Origin of the sequence: Burkholderia sp. Bp9004, assembly GCF_003858025.1 — a bacterium.
Lineage (GTDB): Bacteria > Pseudomonadota > Gammaproteobacteria > Burkholderiales > Burkholderiaceae > Burkholderia > Burkholderia diffusa.
In genome coordinates this window covers 91,052-108,909 of sequence record NZ_QTQD01000008.1, presented here as the reverse complement: position 1 = coordinate 108,909, position 17,858 = coordinate 91,052, and the positions used below count along the sequence as shown (strand labels likewise).

General features: G+C 68.3%; 18 protein-coding genes. 2 read left to right on the top strand and 16 right to left on the bottom strand.

Annotation, left to right across the window (positions count from 1 at the left end; all coding sequences use genetic code 11):
• Nucleotides 1-36 precede the first annotated feature (36 nt).
• The 6 genes from DIE08_RS11865 to DIE08_RS11840 all read right to left on the bottom strand — a co-directional run bounded on the left by DIE08_RS11865 (nt 37) and on the right by DIE08_RS11840 (nt 5,257).
• The gene (locus DIE08_RS11865) at nt 37-990 is read right to left on the bottom strand and encodes an ABC transporter permease subunit (protein WP_124902044.1); all 954 of its coding nucleotides are present in this window, start codon (nt 988-990) and stop codon (nt 37-39) included.
• Nucleotides 990-1,787, bottom strand: a complete 798-nt coding sequence (locus DIE08_RS11860) for a taurine ABC transporter ATP-binding protein (protein WP_124902006.1) — start codon at nt 1,785-1,787, stop codon at nt 990-992. The genes DIE08_RS11865 and DIE08_RS11860 overlap by 1 nt, the downstream gene beginning before the upstream one ends.
• Nucleotides 1,788-1,835: 48 nt before the next feature.
• Nucleotides 1,836-2,852, bottom strand: coding sequence for a taurine ABC transporter substrate-binding protein (gene tauA, locus DIE08_RS11855; protein ID WP_124902005.1), 1,017 nt, complete (start codon nt 2,850-2,852; stop codon nt 1,836-1,838).
• Between the two features lie 254 nt (nt 2,853-3,106).
• Nucleotides 3,107-4,099, bottom strand: coding sequence for a lipoyl synthase (lipA, locus tag DIE08_RS11850; protein ID WP_059600040.1), 993 nt, complete (start codon nt 4,097-4,099; stop codon nt 3,107-3,109).
• Entirely contained in the window at nt 4,092-4,847 is a 756-nt protein-coding gene (gene lipB / locus DIE08_RS11845; protein ID WP_124902004.1) for a lipoyl(octanoyl) transferase LipB, read from the bottom strand. The genes lipA and lipB overlap by 8 nt, the downstream gene beginning before the upstream one ends.
• 83 nt (nt 4,848-4,930) lie before the next feature.
• Nucleotides 4,931-5,257, bottom strand: a complete 327-nt coding sequence (locus DIE08_RS11840) for a DUF2917 domain-containing protein (RefSeq protein WP_124902003.1) — start codon at nt 5,255-5,257, stop codon at nt 4,931-4,933.
• Nucleotides 5,258-5,359: 102 nt separating this feature from the next.
• Here DIE08_RS11840 and DIE08_RS11835 point away from each other — a divergent pair, with 102 nt between their 5' ends.
• Nucleotides 5,360-6,349 (top strand): transcriptional regulator GcvA, encoded by a 990-nt coding sequence (locus tag DIE08_RS11835; RefSeq protein WP_059600038.1) that lies wholly within the window; start codon nt 5,360-5,362, stop codon nt 6,347-6,349.
• Here DIE08_RS11835 and DIE08_RS11830 read toward each other — a convergent pair.
• The 10 genes from DIE08_RS11830 to DIE08_RS11785 all read right to left on the bottom strand — a co-directional run bounded on the left by DIE08_RS11830 (nt 6,333) and on the right by DIE08_RS11785 (nt 15,471).
• A complete protein-coding gene (locus tag DIE08_RS11830) occupies nt 6,333-6,641 on the bottom strand; it encodes a YbeD family protein (protein WP_057928637.1) in 309 nt (102 codons plus the stop codon). The two genes, DIE08_RS11835 and DIE08_RS11830, sit on opposite strands and share 17 nt — an antisense overlap.
• A complete protein-coding gene (locus tag DIE08_RS11825) occupies nt 6,641-7,567 on the bottom strand; it encodes a D-amino acid aminotransferase (RefSeq protein WP_124902002.1) in 927 nt (308 codons plus the stop codon). Before DIE08_RS11825 ends, DIE08_RS11830 begins: the two co-directional genes overlap by 1 nt.
• 48 nt (nt 7,568-7,615) lie before the next feature.
• Nucleotides 7,616-8,932: a D-alanyl-D-alanine carboxypeptidase family protein gene (locus DIE08_RS11820; protein ID WP_124902001.1), complete on the bottom strand. Its 1,317-nt coding sequence runs from the start codon at nt 8,930-8,932 to the stop codon at nt 7,616-7,618.
• Between the two features lie 485 nt (nt 8,933-9,417).
• Nucleotides 9,418-10,062 (bottom strand): alpha/beta hydrolase, encoded by a 645-nt coding sequence (locus tag DIE08_RS11815; protein WP_059524004.1) that lies wholly within the window; start codon nt 10,060-10,062, stop codon nt 9,418-9,420.
• A 13-nt stretch (nt 10,063-10,075) separates the two neighbouring features.
• Nucleotides 10,076-10,393 carry a ferredoxin gene (locus tag DIE08_RS11810; RefSeq protein ID WP_006485233.1) on the bottom strand — a complete coding sequence of 106 codons (318 nt, stop codon included), beginning with the start codon at nt 10,391-10,393 and terminating at the stop codon, nt 10,076-10,078.
• 159 nt (nt 10,394-10,552) lie between these two features.
• Entirely contained in the window at nt 10,553-11,704 is a 1,152-nt protein-coding gene (locus tag DIE08_RS11805; RefSeq protein WP_124902000.1) for a VanZ family protein, read from the bottom strand.
• A 19-nt stretch (nt 11,705-11,723) separates the two neighbouring features.
• On the bottom strand, nt 11,724-12,347 hold the full coding sequence (locus DIE08_RS11800) for an ABC-type transport auxiliary lipoprotein family protein (protein WP_059681695.1): 624 nt from the start codon (nt 12,345-12,347) through the stop codon (nt 11,724-11,726).
• Nucleotides 12,348-12,442: 95 nt separating this feature from the next.
• Nucleotides 12,443-13,378, bottom strand: coding sequence for an MlaD family protein (locus tag DIE08_RS11795; RefSeq protein WP_124901999.1), 936 nt, complete (start codon nt 13,376-13,378; stop codon nt 12,443-12,445).
• Between the two features lie 27 nt (nt 13,379-13,405).
• The gene (locus tag DIE08_RS11790) at nt 13,406-14,350 is read right to left on the bottom strand and encodes an ABC transporter ATP-binding protein (RefSeq protein ID WP_124901998.1); all 945 of its coding nucleotides are present in this window, start codon (nt 14,348-14,350) and stop codon (nt 13,406-13,408) included.
• Complete coding sequence (locus DIE08_RS11785) at nt 14,347-15,471, bottom strand: ABC transporter permease (RefSeq protein ID WP_124626397.1); 1,125 nt, start codon at nt 15,469-15,471, stop codon at nt 14,347-14,349. Before DIE08_RS11785 ends, DIE08_RS11790 begins: the two co-directional genes overlap by 4 nt.
• Before the next feature lie 319 nt (nt 15,472-15,790).
• Here DIE08_RS11785 and DIE08_RS11780 point away from each other — a divergent pair, with 319 nt between their 5' ends.
• Nucleotides 15,791-17,854: a bifunctional 2',3'-cyclic-nucleotide 2'-phosphodiesterase/3'-nucleotidase gene (locus DIE08_RS11780; RefSeq protein ID WP_124901997.1), complete on the top strand. Its 2,064-nt coding sequence runs from the start codon at nt 15,791-15,793 to the stop codon at nt 17,852-17,854.
• Nucleotides 17,855-17,858: the final 4 nt, after the last annotated feature.

The window sequence follows — 17,858 nt, the reverse complement described above, 5'->3', positions numbered from 1 at the left end:
CGGCAGAGGCGGCGCGCATGCGCCGCCTGCTGCGTGTCATCCGCGCCCTTTCCACGGCACGATCCGCCGCTCGACCCATCGCATCGCGAGATCGAACAGCCACGCGATCGCGCCGATGATCAGGATGCCCATCACGACGATATCCGTGCGCAGGAAGCTCGACGCATTGAGCACCATCTGCCCGAGCCCGGCCGTCGCGGCGACCATCTCGGCCGCGACGAGCGTCGTCCAGCCGAACCCGATCGCGATCCGCAGGCCGGTGAGGATTTCCGGCAGCGCGGCCGGCAGCACGACGTGGCGCACGACCTGCGCGAAGCTGCCGCCGAGGGAATATGCGGCGTTGATCTGCTCGACCGTCGCCGCACGCACGCCCGCACGGGCGGCCATCGCGATCGGCGCGAAGCACGCGAGGAAGATCACGACCAGCTTCGCCGTCTCGTCGATGCCGAACCAGATCACGACGAGTGGCAGGTACGCGAGCGGCGGCAGCGGCCGGTAGAACTCCAGCAGCGGATCGAGCACGCCGCGCGCGACACGGCTCACGCCCATCAGGACGCCGGCCGGCACGCCGGCCACGGTGGCGAGCAGGAACGCCCCGAACACGCGCGCGGCACTCCACAGCAGATGCTCGGACAGCGGCAGGCCGCCCTGGATGCGGCCGTGCCACGCGTCGACGAATGCCGCCCACACCGCTTCCGGCGCGGGCAGGAACAGCGGCGGCAACCACTGCCGATGCGTCGCGACCCACCACAGCACGGCCAGCGCCGCGACCGTCGCCGCGCTGAGCCCTGCGGTTTTTCCCTGGCCCGGCAACCGGTAGCGGCGTGACGGCCGCGCCGCCTTGCGCCGCGTCGTGCGCTCGTCCTGCTCGAACCTTCCGGCCGCTCGATCGGCCACCCAGGAATCCTGCGTGCTCATGTCGTCCTGCCTGTGCAAAGTACTGATCCGGCCGCGCCCGACGGACGCGCCCTGCCGCGCGAACTCGTGCATCACGCGGTCTCCCCGACCGCCTCGTCGCGATGCAGATACGCGATCAGCCGCTCGCGCCATGCGATGAATTCCGGCGACGACTTCACCGCGCGCGCATCGCGCGATTCGACGTAGCGCCGCGCGAACGGCAGCTCGAAGGTTTCCGCGATGCGGCCGGGGCCGGGCGTCATCACGACGAGACGCGTCGCGAGGAACAGCGCCTCCTCGACGTCGTGCGTGATGAAGAACACCGTCTTGCCCGTGCGCGCCCATACGTCGAGGACGAGCGCCTGCATCGTGCCGCGCGTCATCGCGTCGAGCGCGCCCATCGGCTCGTCCATCAGCAGCACGCGCGGATCGCTCGCGAGCGCACGCGCGATGCCGACGCGCTGCTGCATCCCGCCGGACAGTTCGTACACGCGCGCATGCGCATGGCGCTCGAGGCCGACCAGCGCGAGCATCTCCGTCGCACGCGCTTGGCGTTCGGCCTTCGACACGCGTGCGAAGCGCAGCCCGAGCGCGACGTTGTCGAGCACGTCGAGCCATGGCAGCAACGCGTATTTCTGGAATACGACGCCGCGATCGGCGCCGGGGCCGGCGACCGGTACGCCGTCGACGCGCACGTCGCCCGTCGTCGGCGCGACGAAGCCGGCCATGCAGTTCAGCAGCGTCGTCTTCCCGCACCCCGACGCGCCGAGCGCGACGACGAATTCACCGGAATCGATGCGCAGGTCGACGCGCGCGAGCGCCTGCGTCGTCGTCCGACCGCGTTCGCCCGGATAGGCGACCGATACCTGACGGACTTCCAGCGTGCTCATGATCGAGGGCTCCGCGATGAGTGGCCTGAGTCGCCTGATGCGCCGCGCTCAGCGCGCGGCCTTCTGCACGAACTGCGGATCGACGCCGACCGAGTAGTCGGCGAGCACCGTCTGGATCGTGCCTTGCGATTTGAGGAAGGTGGCAGTAGCCGCGAGCGACTTCGCGGCGCCCGACTGCGCACCGCCGCCGAGCCAGGTCGGCGACGCCTGCTCGGCCGGCGTCGGGAACGCGTAGAGCGCAAGGCTCGCGGGCACGTCCTGCACGTTCGCGCCCGACACCTTCGCGACCGCCGCGACCTGCGGCGAACCGGCCTTCCACGCGGCCGCGTGCGCGCGGTAATCGGCGTCGGCGGACGCGAGCACCTTCACGAAGCGCGTGACGAACTCGGGGTTCTCGCGCGCGAACCTGCGGCTCACGACGAAGCCGTCGAACGTCGCCTTGCCACTTTCTTTCGCAACCTGACCGGACGTCGTCAGCACGGTGCCCGACTGCTTGACCTTCGCGAGCACGGGATCCCAGATATAGGTCGCGTCGATGTCGCCGCGCGCCCACGCGGCCGCGACTTCGGGCGGACGCAGGTTGACGATCTTCACGTCGTTCGGATTCACGCCGGCGGCCTGCAGCGCGACGAGCGTATGGAAATGCGACGTCGACACGAACGGCACGCCGATCTTCTTGCCCTTCAGCGCCGCGATGCTCGTGACGCCCGAGCCGTTGCGCGCGACGAGCGCCTCGGCGTCGTTGATGTTGTCGAGCACCCAGAACAGCGAGATATCGAGCCCCTGCGACAGGCCGGCCGCGATCGGGCTCGACCCGGCCTCGCCGAGCTGCACGGAGCCCGACGCGAGCGCGCGGATCACGTCGGCGCCGCTGTCGAGCTTGCGGAACGTGACCTTGTAGCCGGTCGCCTTTTCGACTTCACCGCTTGCCTGCGCGTAGCGCCACGGCACGACCATGTCCTGGTACGCGATCACGACTTCGCGCGATTCGGCGTGCGCCGCGCCCAGCGCGGCAAAGGCGGTCAGCGCGACGGCGGCGCGGCGGATGAAGCTGAAACGGGACATGCGGCTCTCCTTCGAATGCGGGCATTGCTGCGGGAGAGCCGACTTTACGAGCTTTGCGCGCGGCGGGAGCGAACTTATCCTGCGAAGCTATCGATGCCGTTTCAGCTTTGCTTTCCACGTTCGACCGGATCGGGCATCCGGTCGGGTGGCGATTGTCGTGCGAACGCGCGGGCGGCAGCCGCAGCAACGAAAAAGCCCGCATCGCTGCGGGCTTTTTTCGACTGCATGACTTCTGCGGAACAGGCCAATGGCGCTCAGACCACCCCTGCCCCATGCGCCTGCAGATCGGCGTGATAGCTCGACCGCACCATCGCGCCGACGGCCGCGTGCGTGAAGCCCATCTTGTACGCCTCTTCCTCGTACATCTTGAACGTATCCGGATGCACGTACGCACGCACCGGCAGGTGGTGCTCGGACGGCTGCAGGTACTGGCCGATCGTCAGCATGTCGACGTCGTGCGCGCGCAGGTCGCGCATCACCTGCAGGATTTCCTCTTCGGTCTCGCCGAGGCCGACCATCAGGCCCGACTTCGTCGCGACGTCCGGATGCTGCGCCTTGAAGTCCTTCAGGAGCTTCAGCGAGTGCGCGTAGTCCGAACCCGGGCGCGCTTCCTTGTACAGGCGCGGCACCGTCTCGAGGTTGTGGTTCATCACGTCGGGCGGTGCCGCGTTCAGGATCGAGATCGCGCGGTCGAGACGGCCGCGGAAGTCCGGCGTCAGGATCTCGATGCGCGTTTCCGGCGACTGCGCGCGCGTTTCGCGGATGCACTCGACGAAGTGGGCGGCGCCGCCGTCGCGCAGGTCGTCGCGGTCGACGCTCGTGATCACCACGTACTTGAGCTTCAGCGCGGCGATCGTGCGGGCCAGGTTCTTCGGTTCATCCGCGTCGAGCGGATCGGGACGGCCGTGGCCGACGTCGCAGAACGGGCAGCGGCGCGTGCACTTGTCGCCCATGATCATGAACGTCGCGGTGCCCTTGCCGAAGCATTCGCCGATGTTCGGGCAGCTCGCTTCCTCGCACACGGTGTGCAGGTTGTGCTCGCGCAGGATCGTCTTGATCTCGTTGAAGCGCGAACTGCCGGTGGCCGCCTTCACGCGGATCCATTCCGGCTTCTTCAGCTTCTCGATCGGAATGACCTTGATCGGGATGCGCGCCGTCTTCGCCTGCGCCTTCTGCTTGGCGGTCGGATCGTAGGCAGGGGTCGCGGCCGAATCGGCCGGTGCGGGGGAAGCGGTAACGTCAGTCATTCGATTGTTCCAGTGCCTGCGGCTTGTCGGCGGCCGCGGATTCGCCGTCGAGGTTGGCGATCAGACGCCCCACCAGCGTGTGGGCGACGTCGTTCCAGTCGGCGGCAACCTCGAGGCTCGCCATGTCGACGGTTTCCAGTCCGGCATAGCCGCACGGGTTGATCGCGAGAAACGGGCGCAGATCCATCTTCACGTTCAGGCTCAGGCCGTGATAGCTGCAGCCGTTGCGGATCTTCAGGCCGAGGGCCGCGATCTTCGCGCCCTCGTGCACGCCGGATGCCACGTAGATTCCCGGCGCGCCCGCCTTGCGGACCGAAGCGAGATTATACGCCGCGAGGGTTTCGATCACGGCCTCCTCGATCTTCGTCACGAGCGTGCGCACCATCAGCTTGCGCCGGCGCAGGTCCAGCAGCAGGTAGACGACGATCTGGCCGGGGCCGTGGTAGGTGATTTGCCCGCCGCGGTCGACCTTCACGAGCGGCACGCCGCTGTCGGCCACCAGCAGGTGGGCCGGGTCGCCGGCCTGGCCGAGCGTGTAGACGGGCGGATGCTCGACGACCCAGATTTCGTCGCCGGTGTCGGCCGTGCGCGTGTCGGTGAACGCGCGCATCGCGTCGAAGCTCGTCTCGTAGGCCTCGCTGCCCCGCCAGCGCACGGTGACCGGCACGACGGGCTGAACCGGAGACCCGGCGGGCGATTCGGAAACAGCGACAGGCGTGGACACGATGGCAACCGGCGAGACGGACATGACCGGTAGTTTACCGAAAACCCATGCGTCTCGCCGGCTCTGGAAGGGGACGGATCGCGAGTATCCGTCGGAGGAAAGGCCCGTCAGACGGTGCGCCAGCCGTCGTGGAGCAGCGCATTCACGCGATTGCGCAGCCGTGCGAGCGCGCCGCGCGCGACTTCCCCGGCCGGCCGCGACACCGAGAACGCGACCTGCGCGCCCTGCCGGCCTTCCGCACTGAGCCACAGCCGCTCGCCGCGATGCAGCCGGAGCGTCTCGCCGTCGACCAGGAAGTAATCTTCGACGTCATTGCTGCGCGTCGCCCATACCGGCCCGCACTGCACCGTCAGGCGGGTGCTGCGCTGCACCTTCATCGGCACGGTTTCGCCCGCGGGAATTTCGAAGGTGATGCTTGAAGAAATTTCTTGCATGATCGACTCCGCCAATAAATGCTTCGATGGCTACAATCGTAGTCATTTGAAGGCACTCGACCAAACGACCAATTTTCACGTCGATGTGAGGAAAATTAGCAAATGGACCTCCGCCAGCTGCCTGCGCTGAACGCGATTCGCGCGTTCGAAGCCGCCGCCCGCCACGAGAATTTCTCCCGCGCCGCCGACGAGCTGTATGTCACGCACGGCGCGGTCAGTCACCAGGTTCGCGCGCTCGAGGAGGAGCTCGGCGTGCAGCTGTTCACGCGCAACGGCAAGCGGCTGTGCCTGACCGACGCCGGCATGCGCTACGCGCAGCAGGTCCGCAGCGCGCTGATGGTGATCGCCGATGCGACGCGCGAGGTGCGCGCAAGCGACCGCAGCCGACGGCTGGTGGTGTCGATGCTGTCGTCGTTCGCCGCACGCTTCATCACGCCGCGCATCGGCACGTTCATCGAGCGGCATCCGGAAATCGACGTCGAGCTGCAGTCGACCAACTCGCTCACCGATTTCGCGCGCGACGACGTCGACCTCGCGATCCGGTTCGGCTCGGGCAGCTATCCGGGGCTGCATGTCGAGCCGCTGTTCGAGGAGGTGTTCTTTCCGGCGTGCTCGCCGACGCTGAACGGCGGCAAGCTGCCGCAGACGCCCGCCGATCTCGTGCACTACAAGCTGCTGCGCTCGGACGACGAGCTGTGGCGGCCGTGGTTCGACGCGGCCGGGCTCGATACGCTGACCGAGCCGAAACGGGGGATTCTGTACCAGGATTCGTCGAACCTGTTGCTGGCCGCGATCGACGGCCAGGGCATCGCGCTGGTGCGCCGCTCGCTCGCGGTGCACGACCTGCTGGACGGGCGCCTCGTGCGCCTGTTCGACATCGACGGGCAGAGCCCGTGGCACTATTTTTTCGTGTGCCCGCCGCCGCTCCTGAACACGCCGCGCGTGCAGGCGTTCAGGACCTGGCTGCTTCAGGAAGTCGCCGAATACAAGCTGCTGTGCGACGAGCTGGACGCGCGGCGCGCGGCGGGGAAGACCCCCGCCGAGTGCGCGCAGGAAGGCGGGTGGAAAGCGGCGCTCAGAGCACGACCTTGACCATCGGATGGCCGGTCAGTGCGCGGTAGATGTCGTCGAGCTGTTGCTGGCTGGTCGCGCGCACGGTGATCGTGAGGCCGGTGTAGTTGCCGCCGCTCGATGCACGCTCCTCGATTTTCTCGACGTCGATCTCGTTGTCGTGGACGGCCACGACCTTGAAGATCGTGTCCTTGAATTCCGGGTGCGCCTTGCCCATGATCTTGATCGGGAAATCGCACGGAAACTCCAGCAGCGACTCCTTCCGGGTATCGATCGCGCCGGTGACCTCGATGGTTTTGGTCGGTTCGCTCATCATTTTCTCCGGGTTAGGTCAAACTGTTCAAACTCGCGTGCCTTCGCACGCTGGTATGCGTCGTACAACGCCGCGAACACGGGGCCCGGTTTGCCGCCCTGCACGGGCAGATCGTCGAGCGACGTGACGGGCAAAATTTCCTTCGTGGCCGACGTGATCATGATCTCGTCCGCCGAACGCAACTCGACCTCGCTGATCTCGCGCGCGACGAACCGAATGCCGCACTCCTCGGCCAGCTGCTCGACCAGCGCGTAGCGGATCCCTTCAAGGATCCTGTTGCTGCGCGGCGGCGCCATCAGCTCGCCGTTCTTCACGATCCATACGTTCGACGACGAACCTTCGGTCACGTTGTCGTCGCGCAGCTGGATCGTCTCGAACGCGTCGCGTTCGGCCGCATGCTGCGCCATCAGCACGTTGCCGAGCAGCGAAATCGACTTGATGTCGCAATGCAGCCAACGGCGATCCTCCGCCGTCACGCAGCGCACGCCCCGCGCGCGTTCCTCTTCCGACGGCAGCCGCAGCGGGTTCGTCATGACGAACACCGTCGGCACCGCGTTCGCCGGGAACGCATGGCCGCGCTTCGCGACGCCGCGCGTCACCTGCAGGTAGACGAGCGCATGGCCGTCGCCGAGGCCTTCGGCGTTCGCGGCGACCACGCGCTCGATCAACGCGCGCCAGCCGGCCGCGTCATGCGGATCGTCGATGCCGATCTTCTTCAGGCTGCGCGCGAGCCGCTCCAGATGTTGTTCGATCCGGAACGGCACGTGTGCGCCGTCGTGCGCATAAACGGGGACGACTTCATACACGCCATCGCCGAAGATGAACCCGCGGTCGAGCACCGGCACCCGGGCTTGCGACAGCGGCACCAGCTCCTCCTGCGACGACACGCTGAGGTAGACGATCGGTTCGAATTCGGCTTGGCTCATGGCTATGACAGATGGGGATGAAGTCGTGAAAACAAAGGCCCGTCGTGCTTACTTCTTCTTGCTGAACATCAGCAGGATCGAGTCCCAGATACGACCGAAGATACCCGCTTCCGGCACCGCCTGCAGCGCGACGACCGGGAACTCCGACAGCGTCTTGCCGTCGGCGACGATCTTCACGGTACCGACCTGCTGGCCTTCCGCGAGCGGCGCGATCAGCGGCGCGTTGACCTCGACTTCCGGCTTGACCTTGTCACCCAGGCCGCGCGGCACGGTCACCCACTGGTCGCCCTTCACGCCGACCTGCACGGTGTTTTCCTTGCCCTTGTAGATGCGCGGCGTCGACATCGCCTGGCCACCCTTGAACAGGCGCACCGCGTCGAACGCGCTATAGCCGTAGTTCAGCATCTTCATGCTGTCCTGCGTGCGCTCGCCTTCCTTCTGCTCGCCCATCATCACCGACACGAGACGGCGCTGGCTGTCTACACCCGGGATCGCGCGCTTGGCCGACGCGATCAGGCAATAGCCGGCCGCTTGCGTATGGCCCGTCTTCAGGCCGTCGACCGTCGGATCGAGCCACAGCAGGCGGTTGCGGTTGCCCTGGCGGATGTTGTTGTACTTGAATTCCTTCTCCGAGAAGATGCTGTAGTACTGCGGAAAATCGCGGATCAGGTGCGCGGACAGCTTCGCGAGGTCGCCGGCCGTCGTGTAGTGGTTCGGGTCGGGCATGCCGTTCACATCGGCGAAGTGCGTGCCCTTCATGCCGAGGCGCGCCGCCTCGTCGTTCATCATCGTGACGAACTGCCCTTCGCTGCCGCCGACCAGTTCGGCCAGCGCGATCGCGGCGTCGTTGCCCGACTGGATGATCATCCCGTATACGAGATCGTGCACCGACACCGGCTTGTTCGCCTCGATGAACATGCGCGACTCGTCGCGGCCGACGCGGCGCACCGCTTCGCTCGGCGTGACGATCTGCTCCATCGAGATCTTCTTCTTGTCGAGCGCCTCGAACACCAGGTAGGCCGTCATCAGCTTCGTCAGCGACGCGGGCTCGACGCGTTCGTCGGCGTTGCCCGATGCGAGCACGGTGTTGCTCGTCGCATCGACGAGCACCCACGAGCGCGCGTTCACGCCCGGCGGCGGCACCGCGCCCGGCATGAACGTCGCGGGCGCGCCGGTGAACTGCTCGGTGGCGGCGGCCGGCGCGGCATGCGCGGCCTTTGCCTTGGCGGCCGGCTTCGCCTCGGCGACGAGGATCGTCGACGCGAGTGCGACGGGCAGCATCACGCCCAGCGCGACGTTGCGCGCGGCGGTGCCGAAGGCGATGGAAGAAGCGAGGGACTTGAGGCCTTGGGGAGACAGACGCATGATCGATTCAGGCTGGTGGCAGAAAGTGCGGCGCGAAACGCGCAGGGGTTGAACGGCAAGGCGGCGAGCGTTCCGGCGTTCGTCCGACTGCGTCGGACGGCGCGAAACGCGCCGGTTGGACTCGTGCGGACGCGTTCGGTTCGCGGCCGTCGCGAGCGGGCGGACAGGCGGCGAAACGAGCGCCGCATCGGCCCGGCCGGGCCGCGGGCGACGCGAAATGCGGCCATTATACGTGGCCGCGAACGGCGTTTTCGCGAACCATGGCTCAGGTGGCCACACCGAGGCTTCGGGAGGATAGCGCGGCTTCGCTCGGGAGAATCGTGCGCGAAGCCGCGCGAAAGGCGTGCGCAGGCGCCGTGCAAGCCGGGTTGCGCCGCGCTGGAGCGGGCATGTGCGATCGTGTCGTGACACGGCGCGGCGCGATGTCGCGCGCGCGGCGGCATCGCGGTCGTGCGGCGGCGGCGGCGCACGCCGGGTTCAGCGGATCAACGCCACGCGTCGACGATGATGCGCTTCAGCACGTGCAGCTTGCGATGCAGGAAATGCTCGGCGCCGGGGATCACGACGACCGGCAGTTCCTGCGGCCGCGCCCAGTCGTAGACCGATCCGATCGGCACCGTGTCATCGGTTTCGCCGTGGATCACGAGCGTGTTCTCCGGCACGTCGGCGACCTGCCAGCGGCTCGCGGCCGTGCCGACGAACACCATCCGCTCGATCGTCTCGCCCGCGTCGCGCAACCGCTTCGCGACGTGCGACAGCACGAAAGTGCCGAACGAGAAGCCCGCGAGCACGAGCGGCAGGTCCGCATAGGCGGGCTGCGCGCGCATGTGCGCGAGCACGGCGAGCAGGTCGTCGGCCTCGCCGATGCCGTTGTCGTGCACGCCCTCGGTCGCGCCGACGCCGCGGAAGTTCGACCGGTACACCACGTAGTCGAGCTGGACCAGCGTGCGCGCGAGCGTTTGCGCGACCTTGTTGTCCATCGTGCCGCCGAACAGCGGATGCGGATGCGCGACGAGCGCGATGCCGCGCGGCGCGGCGCCGCCTTCGCGCACGGCGTCGGGCAGGTCGACCGCGATTTCGATCTGCCCGACCGGGCCAGGGATCAGCGACTTCTGCGTATGAACGTTCATTCGGCGGGCCCGCTCAGATCTTCAGGCGGTCGACGACCTTGCCGTCGCGCAGGTGCGATTCGACGATCTCGTCGATGTCAGCCTGGTCGACGTACGTGTACCACGTGCCTTCCGGATACACGACCATCACCGGCCCTTCCTCGCAGCGGTCGAGGCAGCCGGCCTTGTTGATGCGCACCTTGCCGGGCCCCGCGAGGCCGAGTTCCTTCACGCGCTTTTTCGCGTACTCCTGCATGGTCTGCGCATCGCATTGCGCGCAGCTCGGACGCTCGGCGCCCGGATCGCGCTGATTCAGGCAGAAAAAGACGTGGTGCTGGTAGTAGGAATCCATGATGGTGACGAGCGGCCCGGTGCGGTGCCGGGCGGAAAGAAGGGCGATTGCCGTTGCGCGCGGCAACGGATGTGCGGTCGATTATAGCGACCGGCGCGCGCGGCTGCCCGCGATCGACGCGAGGCGCGGCCGCGCGGCCCCGTTGCCGCTCCTGCGGCGTCAGCGCCGCCGCGCGGCCGGCAGCCACGCGTGCTCGACCCGCTGACCGAGCCAGATCAGCGCCGCGTAGGGCCAGATCCACGCAAGCCAGCGCGCGATGCTGTTGAAGTGCACGTAGCGGCCCTGCCGCCAGCCCGACAGCGTGAAATCGAAGAACGGGTTGACGGGCAGCAGGTTGACGAGCACCACACCGGCCAGCAGCGCGAGCGCCGCGAGCAGCGCGCGCCACGCGGCCGGCACGCGCAACGCGAGCAGCGCCGCCGCGAAGCCGAGCTCGATGCCGAGCCGCGCGCCGGGCGTCGCCCACACGACGACGAGGCCGGTGCTCGACTGCATGAAGGTCGCGGCCGCCTTCAGCGCGAGCGTCGCGCCGACGAACGCGATCAGGAGCCGCACGCGCGGCGCGCCGGCACGCATCGCGAGCGACGCGATCGCCAGCGCGGCGAACAGCATCAACCCGCCGAGCGCGGCTTCCCACGCGGAGTCGGACAGCCAGCCGTCGACGCGCTCGGGCCATTCGCTCACGCGCCACGCGGCCGGCAGCCATGCGAGCAGCGCGTCCTGCATCGAGCCGTCGGCGCGCTCCCACAGCGCGGCCGGCCAGTCGCCGATGCCGAACAGGAACGGCGACGGAAACAGGATCGCGAACGGCCACAGCGCGGCGAGCAGCAGCGGCGTCGCGCCGTCGGTCTCGAACCACGCGAAGCGCAGCCGGCGCAATGCGCCGCGGTCGAGCAGCGCGCCGGTGGCCGGTGCCGCGAGCGCCGCGCCGAGCAGCGCGCCGAGCGCATTGGCCGCGAGGTCGAGATTCGACGCGACGCGCGTCGGCAGGTAGGTCTGCAGCGCCTCCATCGATCCCGACAGCAGCACGCCGAGGCCGCCCACGATCAGCGTCGCGGCCACGCCGCGCCAGCGCGGATGCAGCGCGAGCACGCCGAGTGCGCCGAACGGCATGTAGCCGAGCACGTTGGTGACCACGTCGAACGCGGTCACATAACGCTGCATCGGAGCGAACAAATAATCGAACGGCCCGATGCCGAGCGATACCCAGCCGCCGAACGGATACAGCGATGCATAGACGATGAGCGCCGCATACGCGGCGAACGCCTGCCGCGCCAGCGACGACGCGCGCGACGTGCCCGGCGCGCTCATCGCGGCTGCGCGTGCGGCGTCACGGGTTGCCCGCGTACGCCTGCACGCCGACCCACGCGGCGATCTGCGACACGAGCTCGTCGCTCGCGGCCGCGAGCGCCCGCGCGCCGCCGGCCGCATCGGGCGTGCTCGACGGCGCGCGCGCGACGAACGTGCGCTGGCCGAGCACCTTGCCGCCCTGCACCAGCGTCGCGCGCGCGGTGACCGCGCCGTGGCTCTTCGACTCCCCGTCGAACACCTGCTCGAATTCGTTCAGGTCGACCTTGAGCGTCGGCGCGCGCACGCCGTCGGAACCCTCGAGCACCGCGCCGCGCGACGACAACGCGCCGCGCAGCCGCTGCGTGAGCAGTTGCGCGGGCGGCGCGATCCAGCGGCTGTCGCGATAGACGGCCATGCGCTGCGCATCCGCATACGCGAGCCGGTAGACGAACTTGTCCGTGTCGAGCGCGTCGGGCGCGGCGACGTCGAGCACCTTCAGCGCGGGGCCCGTGCCGGCCGTGACGGCCGATGCGGCCGGCCCGAGGTCGTAGCGGACGTTCGACAGCGCCGCACTGTTGCCGGCGCAGCCGGCGGCGAACACGAGCGTCAGCATCGCGAGCGCGGTTGCGGCGGGACGCAGCCCGCGATCAGGGATTCGTGGCATGGCATGTTCCTGCATGATGTTTCCGGTTTCGATGGCGTCGTGGCCCGGTCTCGCGCCGGGCCGGCCGATCAACGTCGATGGGCTGACGATCGGCTTCATTTCCCGGCCGCGGCCCCTGCCCCCGGCCAGACGAAGCCCGCCTCGCCGGGGCCGGGCGCGGAGCCGGGCGAACCGAACAACAGACTGCTCGGATTGCGGCCGAGTTCACCGGCGACGTCCTTCAATTGCCGCGACGCATCGCCGACGCTGCCGGCCAGCGCGTTGAAGCGCGGCAGCGTGTCGTACTGGACCCGCGCGTTCAGGTCGTTCAGCGCGACGCCGACCTGCTCGGCAGCCGATCCGGCCTTGTTCAGGTTCGACACGAGCGGCCCGTTCGGCTGCAGCAGCGTGTTCGCCGACGCCATCGCGCGATCGACCTGGTGCATCGTTTCCGGCAGCGCGGCCACAGCCGGCGCGAGCTGCTTCGACAGCGTCGTCGCGCCATCGGCCGCGTGCTGCAGGCTTTCGGCCGTCGCGCGCAACTGCTCGCGCATCTCGGGCGACATCAGCGCGTTCGCGCTTTTCGCGGCCAGTTCGAGCTGCCGCAGCAGCACGTCGCCGCGCTCCTGGATCTGGTCGAACAGGCTCGGCCGCATCGGGATCTGCGCGATCGCCTTCGGCGACGACGGCAGCGGCGCCAGGTCGCGGCCCGTATCCTCGAGCTGCACGAACGCGATGCCCGTCACGCCCTGGAAGCCGAGGCTGCCGTAGGTCGACTGCGTGATCGGCGCATCGTGGTCGACGAGAATCCGGATCCGGATCTGGCCCGGGTGCGTGCGGTCGAAGCCGATCGACTGCACCTTGCCGACGTCGAGGCCGCGAAAGCGCACGGCCGCGTCCGGGAACAGGCCCGTCACGTTGGTGCGCGCGAGCAGGTCGTACGGCACGCGCACGGTCCGGTCGACGTTGAACCAGAACACGGTGCCCGCGATCGCCAGCGTCAGCGCGATCGTGAACAGGCCGGCCCAGAACGCATGTGATTTGTTTTCCATTCGCGGGTTCCTTGCTTCTTGCCTTTCCTACAATTCGACGCTCGACAGCGCCGGCTCGAGGGCCGCCTTCGGCAGCTTCGCGCGCCGCTCGGGCGGCAGCGCCTGCAGTGCGCGGCGCCCGCGCAGCCCCAGGAAATATTCGTGGATGAACGGATGGTCGACGCTCGCGGCCTCCTCGACCGGCGCCGCGACCAGCACCTTGCGATCGGCCAGCACCGCGACGCGCGTCGACAGCGCGACCATCGTGTCGAGATCGTGCGTCACCATCACGACGGTCAGCCCGAGCGTGCGATGCAGCGTCGCGATCAACTCGACGAATTCGTCGGACGCCTGCGGGTCGAGGCCAGCGGTCGGCTCGTCGAGGAACAGCAGCTCGGGCTCGAGCGCGATCGCGCGCGCGATGCCGACCCGCTTCACCATCCCGCCCGACAGCGCGGCCGGCATCTTCGACGCGTGCTTGCACGGCAGCCCGACCATCTCGAGCTTCAGCATCACGATGTCGTGCAGCAGGTCCGACGGCACGCGGCCGAGCTCGCGCAGCGGCTGCGCGACGTTGTCGAACACCGTCATCGACGAAAACAGCGCGCCCTGCTGGAACAGCATCCCCGAACGCGTGCGCATCATCCGCGCGGTCGCGTCGTCGATCTTCGACGTGTCTTCGCCGAACACCTTGATCGTGCCCGACGTCGGCCGCTCGAGGCCGAGGATCTGCCGCACGAGCGTCGTCTTGCCCGAGCCCGAGCCGCCGACGATCGCGACGATCTCGCCGCGCCGCACGTCGAAATCGAGCTTCTGGTGAATGATGTTGCGCCCGTAGCGCTTGGTCAGGTTGCGCACCTCGATCACGAGGTCGCCGCCATGCGCGGCCGCCGCCGGCGGCATGCCGACCGTGCCCGCGCCGACTGCCGTGGCATCTGCGCTGGCGCCATCGGCCGGCGCGGCACCGGCCGGCGATTCATTCGACGCGTTCATCCGAGCCCCACGTTCTGGAACAGGATCGCGAACACCGCGTCGGCGAGGATCACGACCGTGATCGACGACACGACCGACGTCGTCGTGCCTTCGCCGAGGCTTTGCGAGTTCGCCTTGATCCGGAAACCGAAATGACATGCGACCAGCGCGATCAGCATGCCGAACACGACGCCCTTGCCAAGGCCGATGTACAGGTTCGCGATCGGCACGACGCCCGGCAGCGAGCGCACGAAATAATTGACGTCGATCCCGAGTACGAACTTCGCGGCAAGCGCGCCGCCCGTCAGCGCGACGATGTTGGTCCACATCACGAGCAGCGGCATCGCGACGCCGAGCGCGAGCACGCGCGGCAGGATCAGCCGCAGCCCGTGCGGAATGCCCATCACGCGCATCGCGTCGAGCTCCTCGGTCACGCGCATCACGCCGATCTGCGCGGTGATCGCCGAACCCGAGCGGCCCGCGACGAGGATCGCCGACAGCACGGGCCCGAGTTCGCGAATCACCGACAGCCCGAGGATGTTCACGATGTAGCGGTTCGCGCCGAACATCTGCAGCTGCTGCGCGGACAGATAGCTGAGCACGATGCCGATCAGGAATGCGACCAGCGCGGTGATCGGCAGCGCCTGCGCGCCGGCGCTGTAGATGTTCGCCGAGGTTTCCTTCCACGGCATCGTCTGCGGACGGCGCAGCACCGACAGCGCGTCGAGGATCACGAGGCCGAACATCGCGATGCCGCCCTGCAGGTGTTCGCCGAACGCGAAGATCGCCTGGCCGAGGCGCGTGACGGGATCGAAGCGCACGACGCGCTCGGGCGCCTCGCGCTGGCTGTCGAGACGTTCGATCCGCTCGAAGATCGTGCGCTGCGTGTCGGTCAGCTCGACGCCCGCCGGCAGCTTGCGGCCCCATACGCGCCACAGCGCCTGGCCGCCGACGTGGTCGAGCCGCTCGATGCCGGACAGATCCCATTCGTTCACGCGTCCGGACGCGATGCCCGCGATGCGGCGCGCGACCTCGCCGCGATTGCGTGCGAGCGCGAGCGCGGTCCACTGGCCGGTCAGGCGCACCGTCTGGCCCTGGCCGCCGGCGTCGACCAACAGGCCGGGAGGTGTCTCGAAGTCCAAGGGCGGGTTGTTTGCAAAAGGATGACAGCGGCCATTGTAGCGAACCGTCCGGCGCCGCGACGTGAGGATTTCCGTCGGGGCGCGCAGCCGGCGGCGTCCGGCGGAAATGGCGGGCGAGAGGCGCCTCTTTGCGGATGCCCGCCCCGCCACGGCACGGGGTTCGCCGCCGGAACGGCGTGCCGGGCACGCGACCTTTCATTCTTCCGTCACGTTTCCTTTCGATACTCTCACGCGCCGCACGTCAGGCCGTCGGCGCCCGCGCCGCCATTTCGCTGCGCTCCTCGCGATTCATAGAACAGAACACAGAACAGGACAATCGATGCGTCTCCCCCCGCTTTCCCGCCGCCGCGTGACCGCCGCCGCCGCGCTCGCCAGCCTCGCCTTCGCCCTCGCCGGTTGCGGCGGCGACGACGTCACCGCCCCGCCGTCGTCGCAGACGCAGGCGCCCGCCGGCACGACGGCCACGCTCGCGCTGCTCGAAACGACCGACCTGCACACCAACGTGCTGTCGTACGACTATTTCAAGCTCGCCGCCGACAAGTCGCTCGGCTTCGAGCGCGTGTCGACGCTGATCGCGCAGGCGCGCGCGCAGTACCCGAACACGCTGCTGCTCGACAACGGCGATACGATCCAGGGCACCGCGCTGTCGGACTACCAGGCGCTCGTGAACCCGATCGGCTGCGACCAGACGCTCGCGATCTACAAGGTGATGAACGCGGCGAAGTTCGACGGCGGCGGGATCGGCAACCATGAGTTCAACTACGGGCTGCCGTACCTGTCGCAGGTGACCGGCAACACGTTCGACGTCGACGGGCTGCCGGCCCCCGCGCAGCAGAAGAAGTGCGCGGGCCCGAACTTCCCGCAGGTGCTCGCGAACGTGATCAGCGCGAAGACCAACGCGCCGCTGTTCACGCCGTACACGATCCTGACCCGCACGGTGACGGCCGTCGCGCCCGACGGCAAGACGGTCAGCGCGCCGGTGAAGATCGGCATCATCGGCTTCACGCCGCCCGCGATCATGAGCTGGGACAAGCGCTGGCTCGACGGCAAGGTCTACACGACCGGCCTGAAGGAAGCGGCCGAGAAGTACATCCCGGAGATGCGCGCGAAGGGCGCCGATCTCGTCGTCGCGATCTCGCACGGCGGCCTCGACAACACCGCGTATTCGCCGACCATGGAGAACGGCAGCTGGTGGCTGTCGAAGGTGCCCGGCATCGACGCGATGCTGATCGGCCACTCGCACCAGGTGTTCCCGGACGCGAACAGCACCGTGGCGCAGTTCAACCTGCCGGGCGTCGACAAGGCGAAGGGCACCGTCAACGGCGTGCCGACCGTGATGGCCAACTACTGGGGCAAGCATCTCGGCGTGATCAAGCTCGGCCTGACGTTCGACGGCAAGACGTGGAGCGTCGACAAGTCGCAGACGACCGTCGAGGCGCGGCCGATCCAGAACGCGGACAAGAGCTACGTCGCCGCCGATCCGTCGGTGTCCGCCGCGATCGCCGCCGAACACCAGGCGACGATCGACTACGTGAAGACGCCGATCGGCTCGACCGACTACCGGATGAACTCGTACTTCGCGGACGTCGGCGATCCGGGCGCGATCCAGATCGTCAACGAGGCGCAGGCCGATTACGTGAAGACCTACGTGCAGGCGAACCTGCCGCAGTACGCGTCATTGCCGGTGCTGTCGGTCAGCGCGCCGTTCAAGAGCGGCTTCGGCGGCGGCAGCGACTACACCGACGTCGCGCCCGGCGCACTTGCGATCAACAACGCGGCCGACCTGTATCTGTATCCGAACACCGTGTACGCGGTGAAGGTGAGCGGCAGCGACGTGAAGAACTGGCTCGAGACGGCCGCGAAGCGCTTCAACACGATCGATCCGACCAAGGCGACGGTGCAACCGCTCGTCAGCAGCTTCCCCGGCTACAACTTCGACATGTTCACGTCCGCGGATCTCACTTACGAGATCGACGTCACGCAGCCGGTCGGCAGCCGGATCAGGAACCTGACGTACAAGGGCGCGCCGATCGACCCGAACGCGCAGTTCATCGTCGCGACCAACAACTACCGCGCGAGCGGTGGCGGCAACTTCCCGGGCCTCGACGGCAGCAAGACGATCTTCGCATCACCCGACGCGAACCGCGACGTGCTGATCGCGTTCATCAAGAAGCGCGGCGCGATCACGCGCGCGGCGGACGGCGCGCAGCGCAGCTGGCGCTTCACGAAGCTGGCGAGCTCGGTCGCGCACGTGCAGTTCACGTCCGCGCCGAACCGGCTCGGCGACGCGGCGGCAGCCGGCCTGACCGGCCTCACGCAGGTCGCGGCCGACGACGGCTCGGGCAAGAACCTCGCCATCTATGAGATCGACCTCACGCAATGACCAC

What these genes read in the sequence shown, in the direction of transcription:
- DIE08_RS11805 (WP_124902000.1), bottom strand. Translation starts at nt 11,704, where the DNA reads ATGAGCGCGCCGGGCACGTCGCGCGCGTCGTCGCTGGCGCGGCAGGCG.
- tauA (WP_124902005.1), bottom strand. Translation starts at nt 2,852, where the DNA reads ATGTCCCGTTTCAGCTTCATCCGCCGCGCCGCCGTCGCGCTGACCGCC.
- DIE08_RS11825 (WP_124902002.1), bottom strand. Translation starts at nt 7,567, where the DNA reads ATGAGCCAAGCCGAATTCGAACCGATCGTCTACCTCAGCGTGTCGTCG.
- DIE08_RS11830 (WP_057928637.1), bottom strand. Translation starts at nt 6,641, where the DNA reads ATGAGCGAACCGACCAAAACCATCGAGGTCACCGGCGCGATCGATACC.
- DIE08_RS11795 (WP_124901999.1), bottom strand. Translation starts at nt 13,378, where the DNA reads ATGGAAAACAAATCACATGCGTTCTGGGCCGGCCTGTTCACGATCGCG.
- DIE08_RS11865 (WP_124902044.1), bottom strand. Translation starts at nt 990, where the DNA reads ATGCACGAGTTCGCGCGGCAGGGCGCGTCCGTCGGGCGCGGCCGGATC.
- DIE08_RS11790 (WP_124901998.1), bottom strand. Translation starts at nt 14,350, where the DNA reads ATGAACGCGTCGAATGAATCGCCGGCCGGTGCCGCGCCGGCCGATGGC.
- DIE08_RS11815 (WP_059524004.1), bottom strand. Translation starts at nt 10,062, where the DNA reads ATGAACGTTCATACGCAGAAGTCGCTGATCCCTGGCCCGGTCGGGCAG.
- lipA (WP_059600040.1), bottom strand. Translation starts at nt 4,099, where the DNA reads ATGACTGACGTTACCGCTTCCCCCGCACCGGCCGATTCGGCCGCGACC.
- DIE08_RS11860 (WP_124902006.1), bottom strand. Translation starts at nt 1,787, where the DNA reads ATGAGCACGCTGGAAGTCCGTCAGGTATCGGTCGCCTATCCGGGCGAA.
- DIE08_RS11820 (WP_124902001.1), bottom strand. Translation starts at nt 8,932, where the DNA reads ATGCGTCTGTCTCCCCAAGGCCTCAAGTCCCTCGCTTCTTCCATCGCC.
- DIE08_RS11800 (WP_059681695.1), bottom strand. Translation starts at nt 12,347, where the DNA reads ATGCCACGAATCCCTGATCGCGGGCTGCGTCCCGCCGCAACCGCGCTC.
- lipB (WP_124902004.1), bottom strand. Translation starts at nt 4,847, where the DNA reads ATGTCCGTCTCGCCGGTTGCCATCGTGTCCACGCCTGTCGCTGTTTCC.
- DIE08_RS11835 (WP_059600038.1), top strand. Translation starts at nt 5,360, where the DNA reads ATGGACCTCCGCCAGCTGCCTGCGCTGAACGCGATTCGCGCGTTCGAA.
- DIE08_RS11810 (WP_006485233.1), bottom strand. Translation starts at nt 10,393, where the DNA reads ATGGATTCCTACTACCAGCACCACGTCTTTTTCTGCCTGAATCAGCGC.
- DIE08_RS11780 (WP_124901997.1), top strand. Translation starts at nt 15,791, where the DNA reads ATGCGTCTCCCCCCGCTTTCCCGCCGCCGCGTGACCGCCGCCGCCGCG.
- DIE08_RS11840 (WP_124902003.1), bottom strand. Translation starts at nt 5,257, where the DNA reads ATGCAAGAAATTTCTTCAAGCATCACCTTCGAAATTCCCGCGGGCGAA.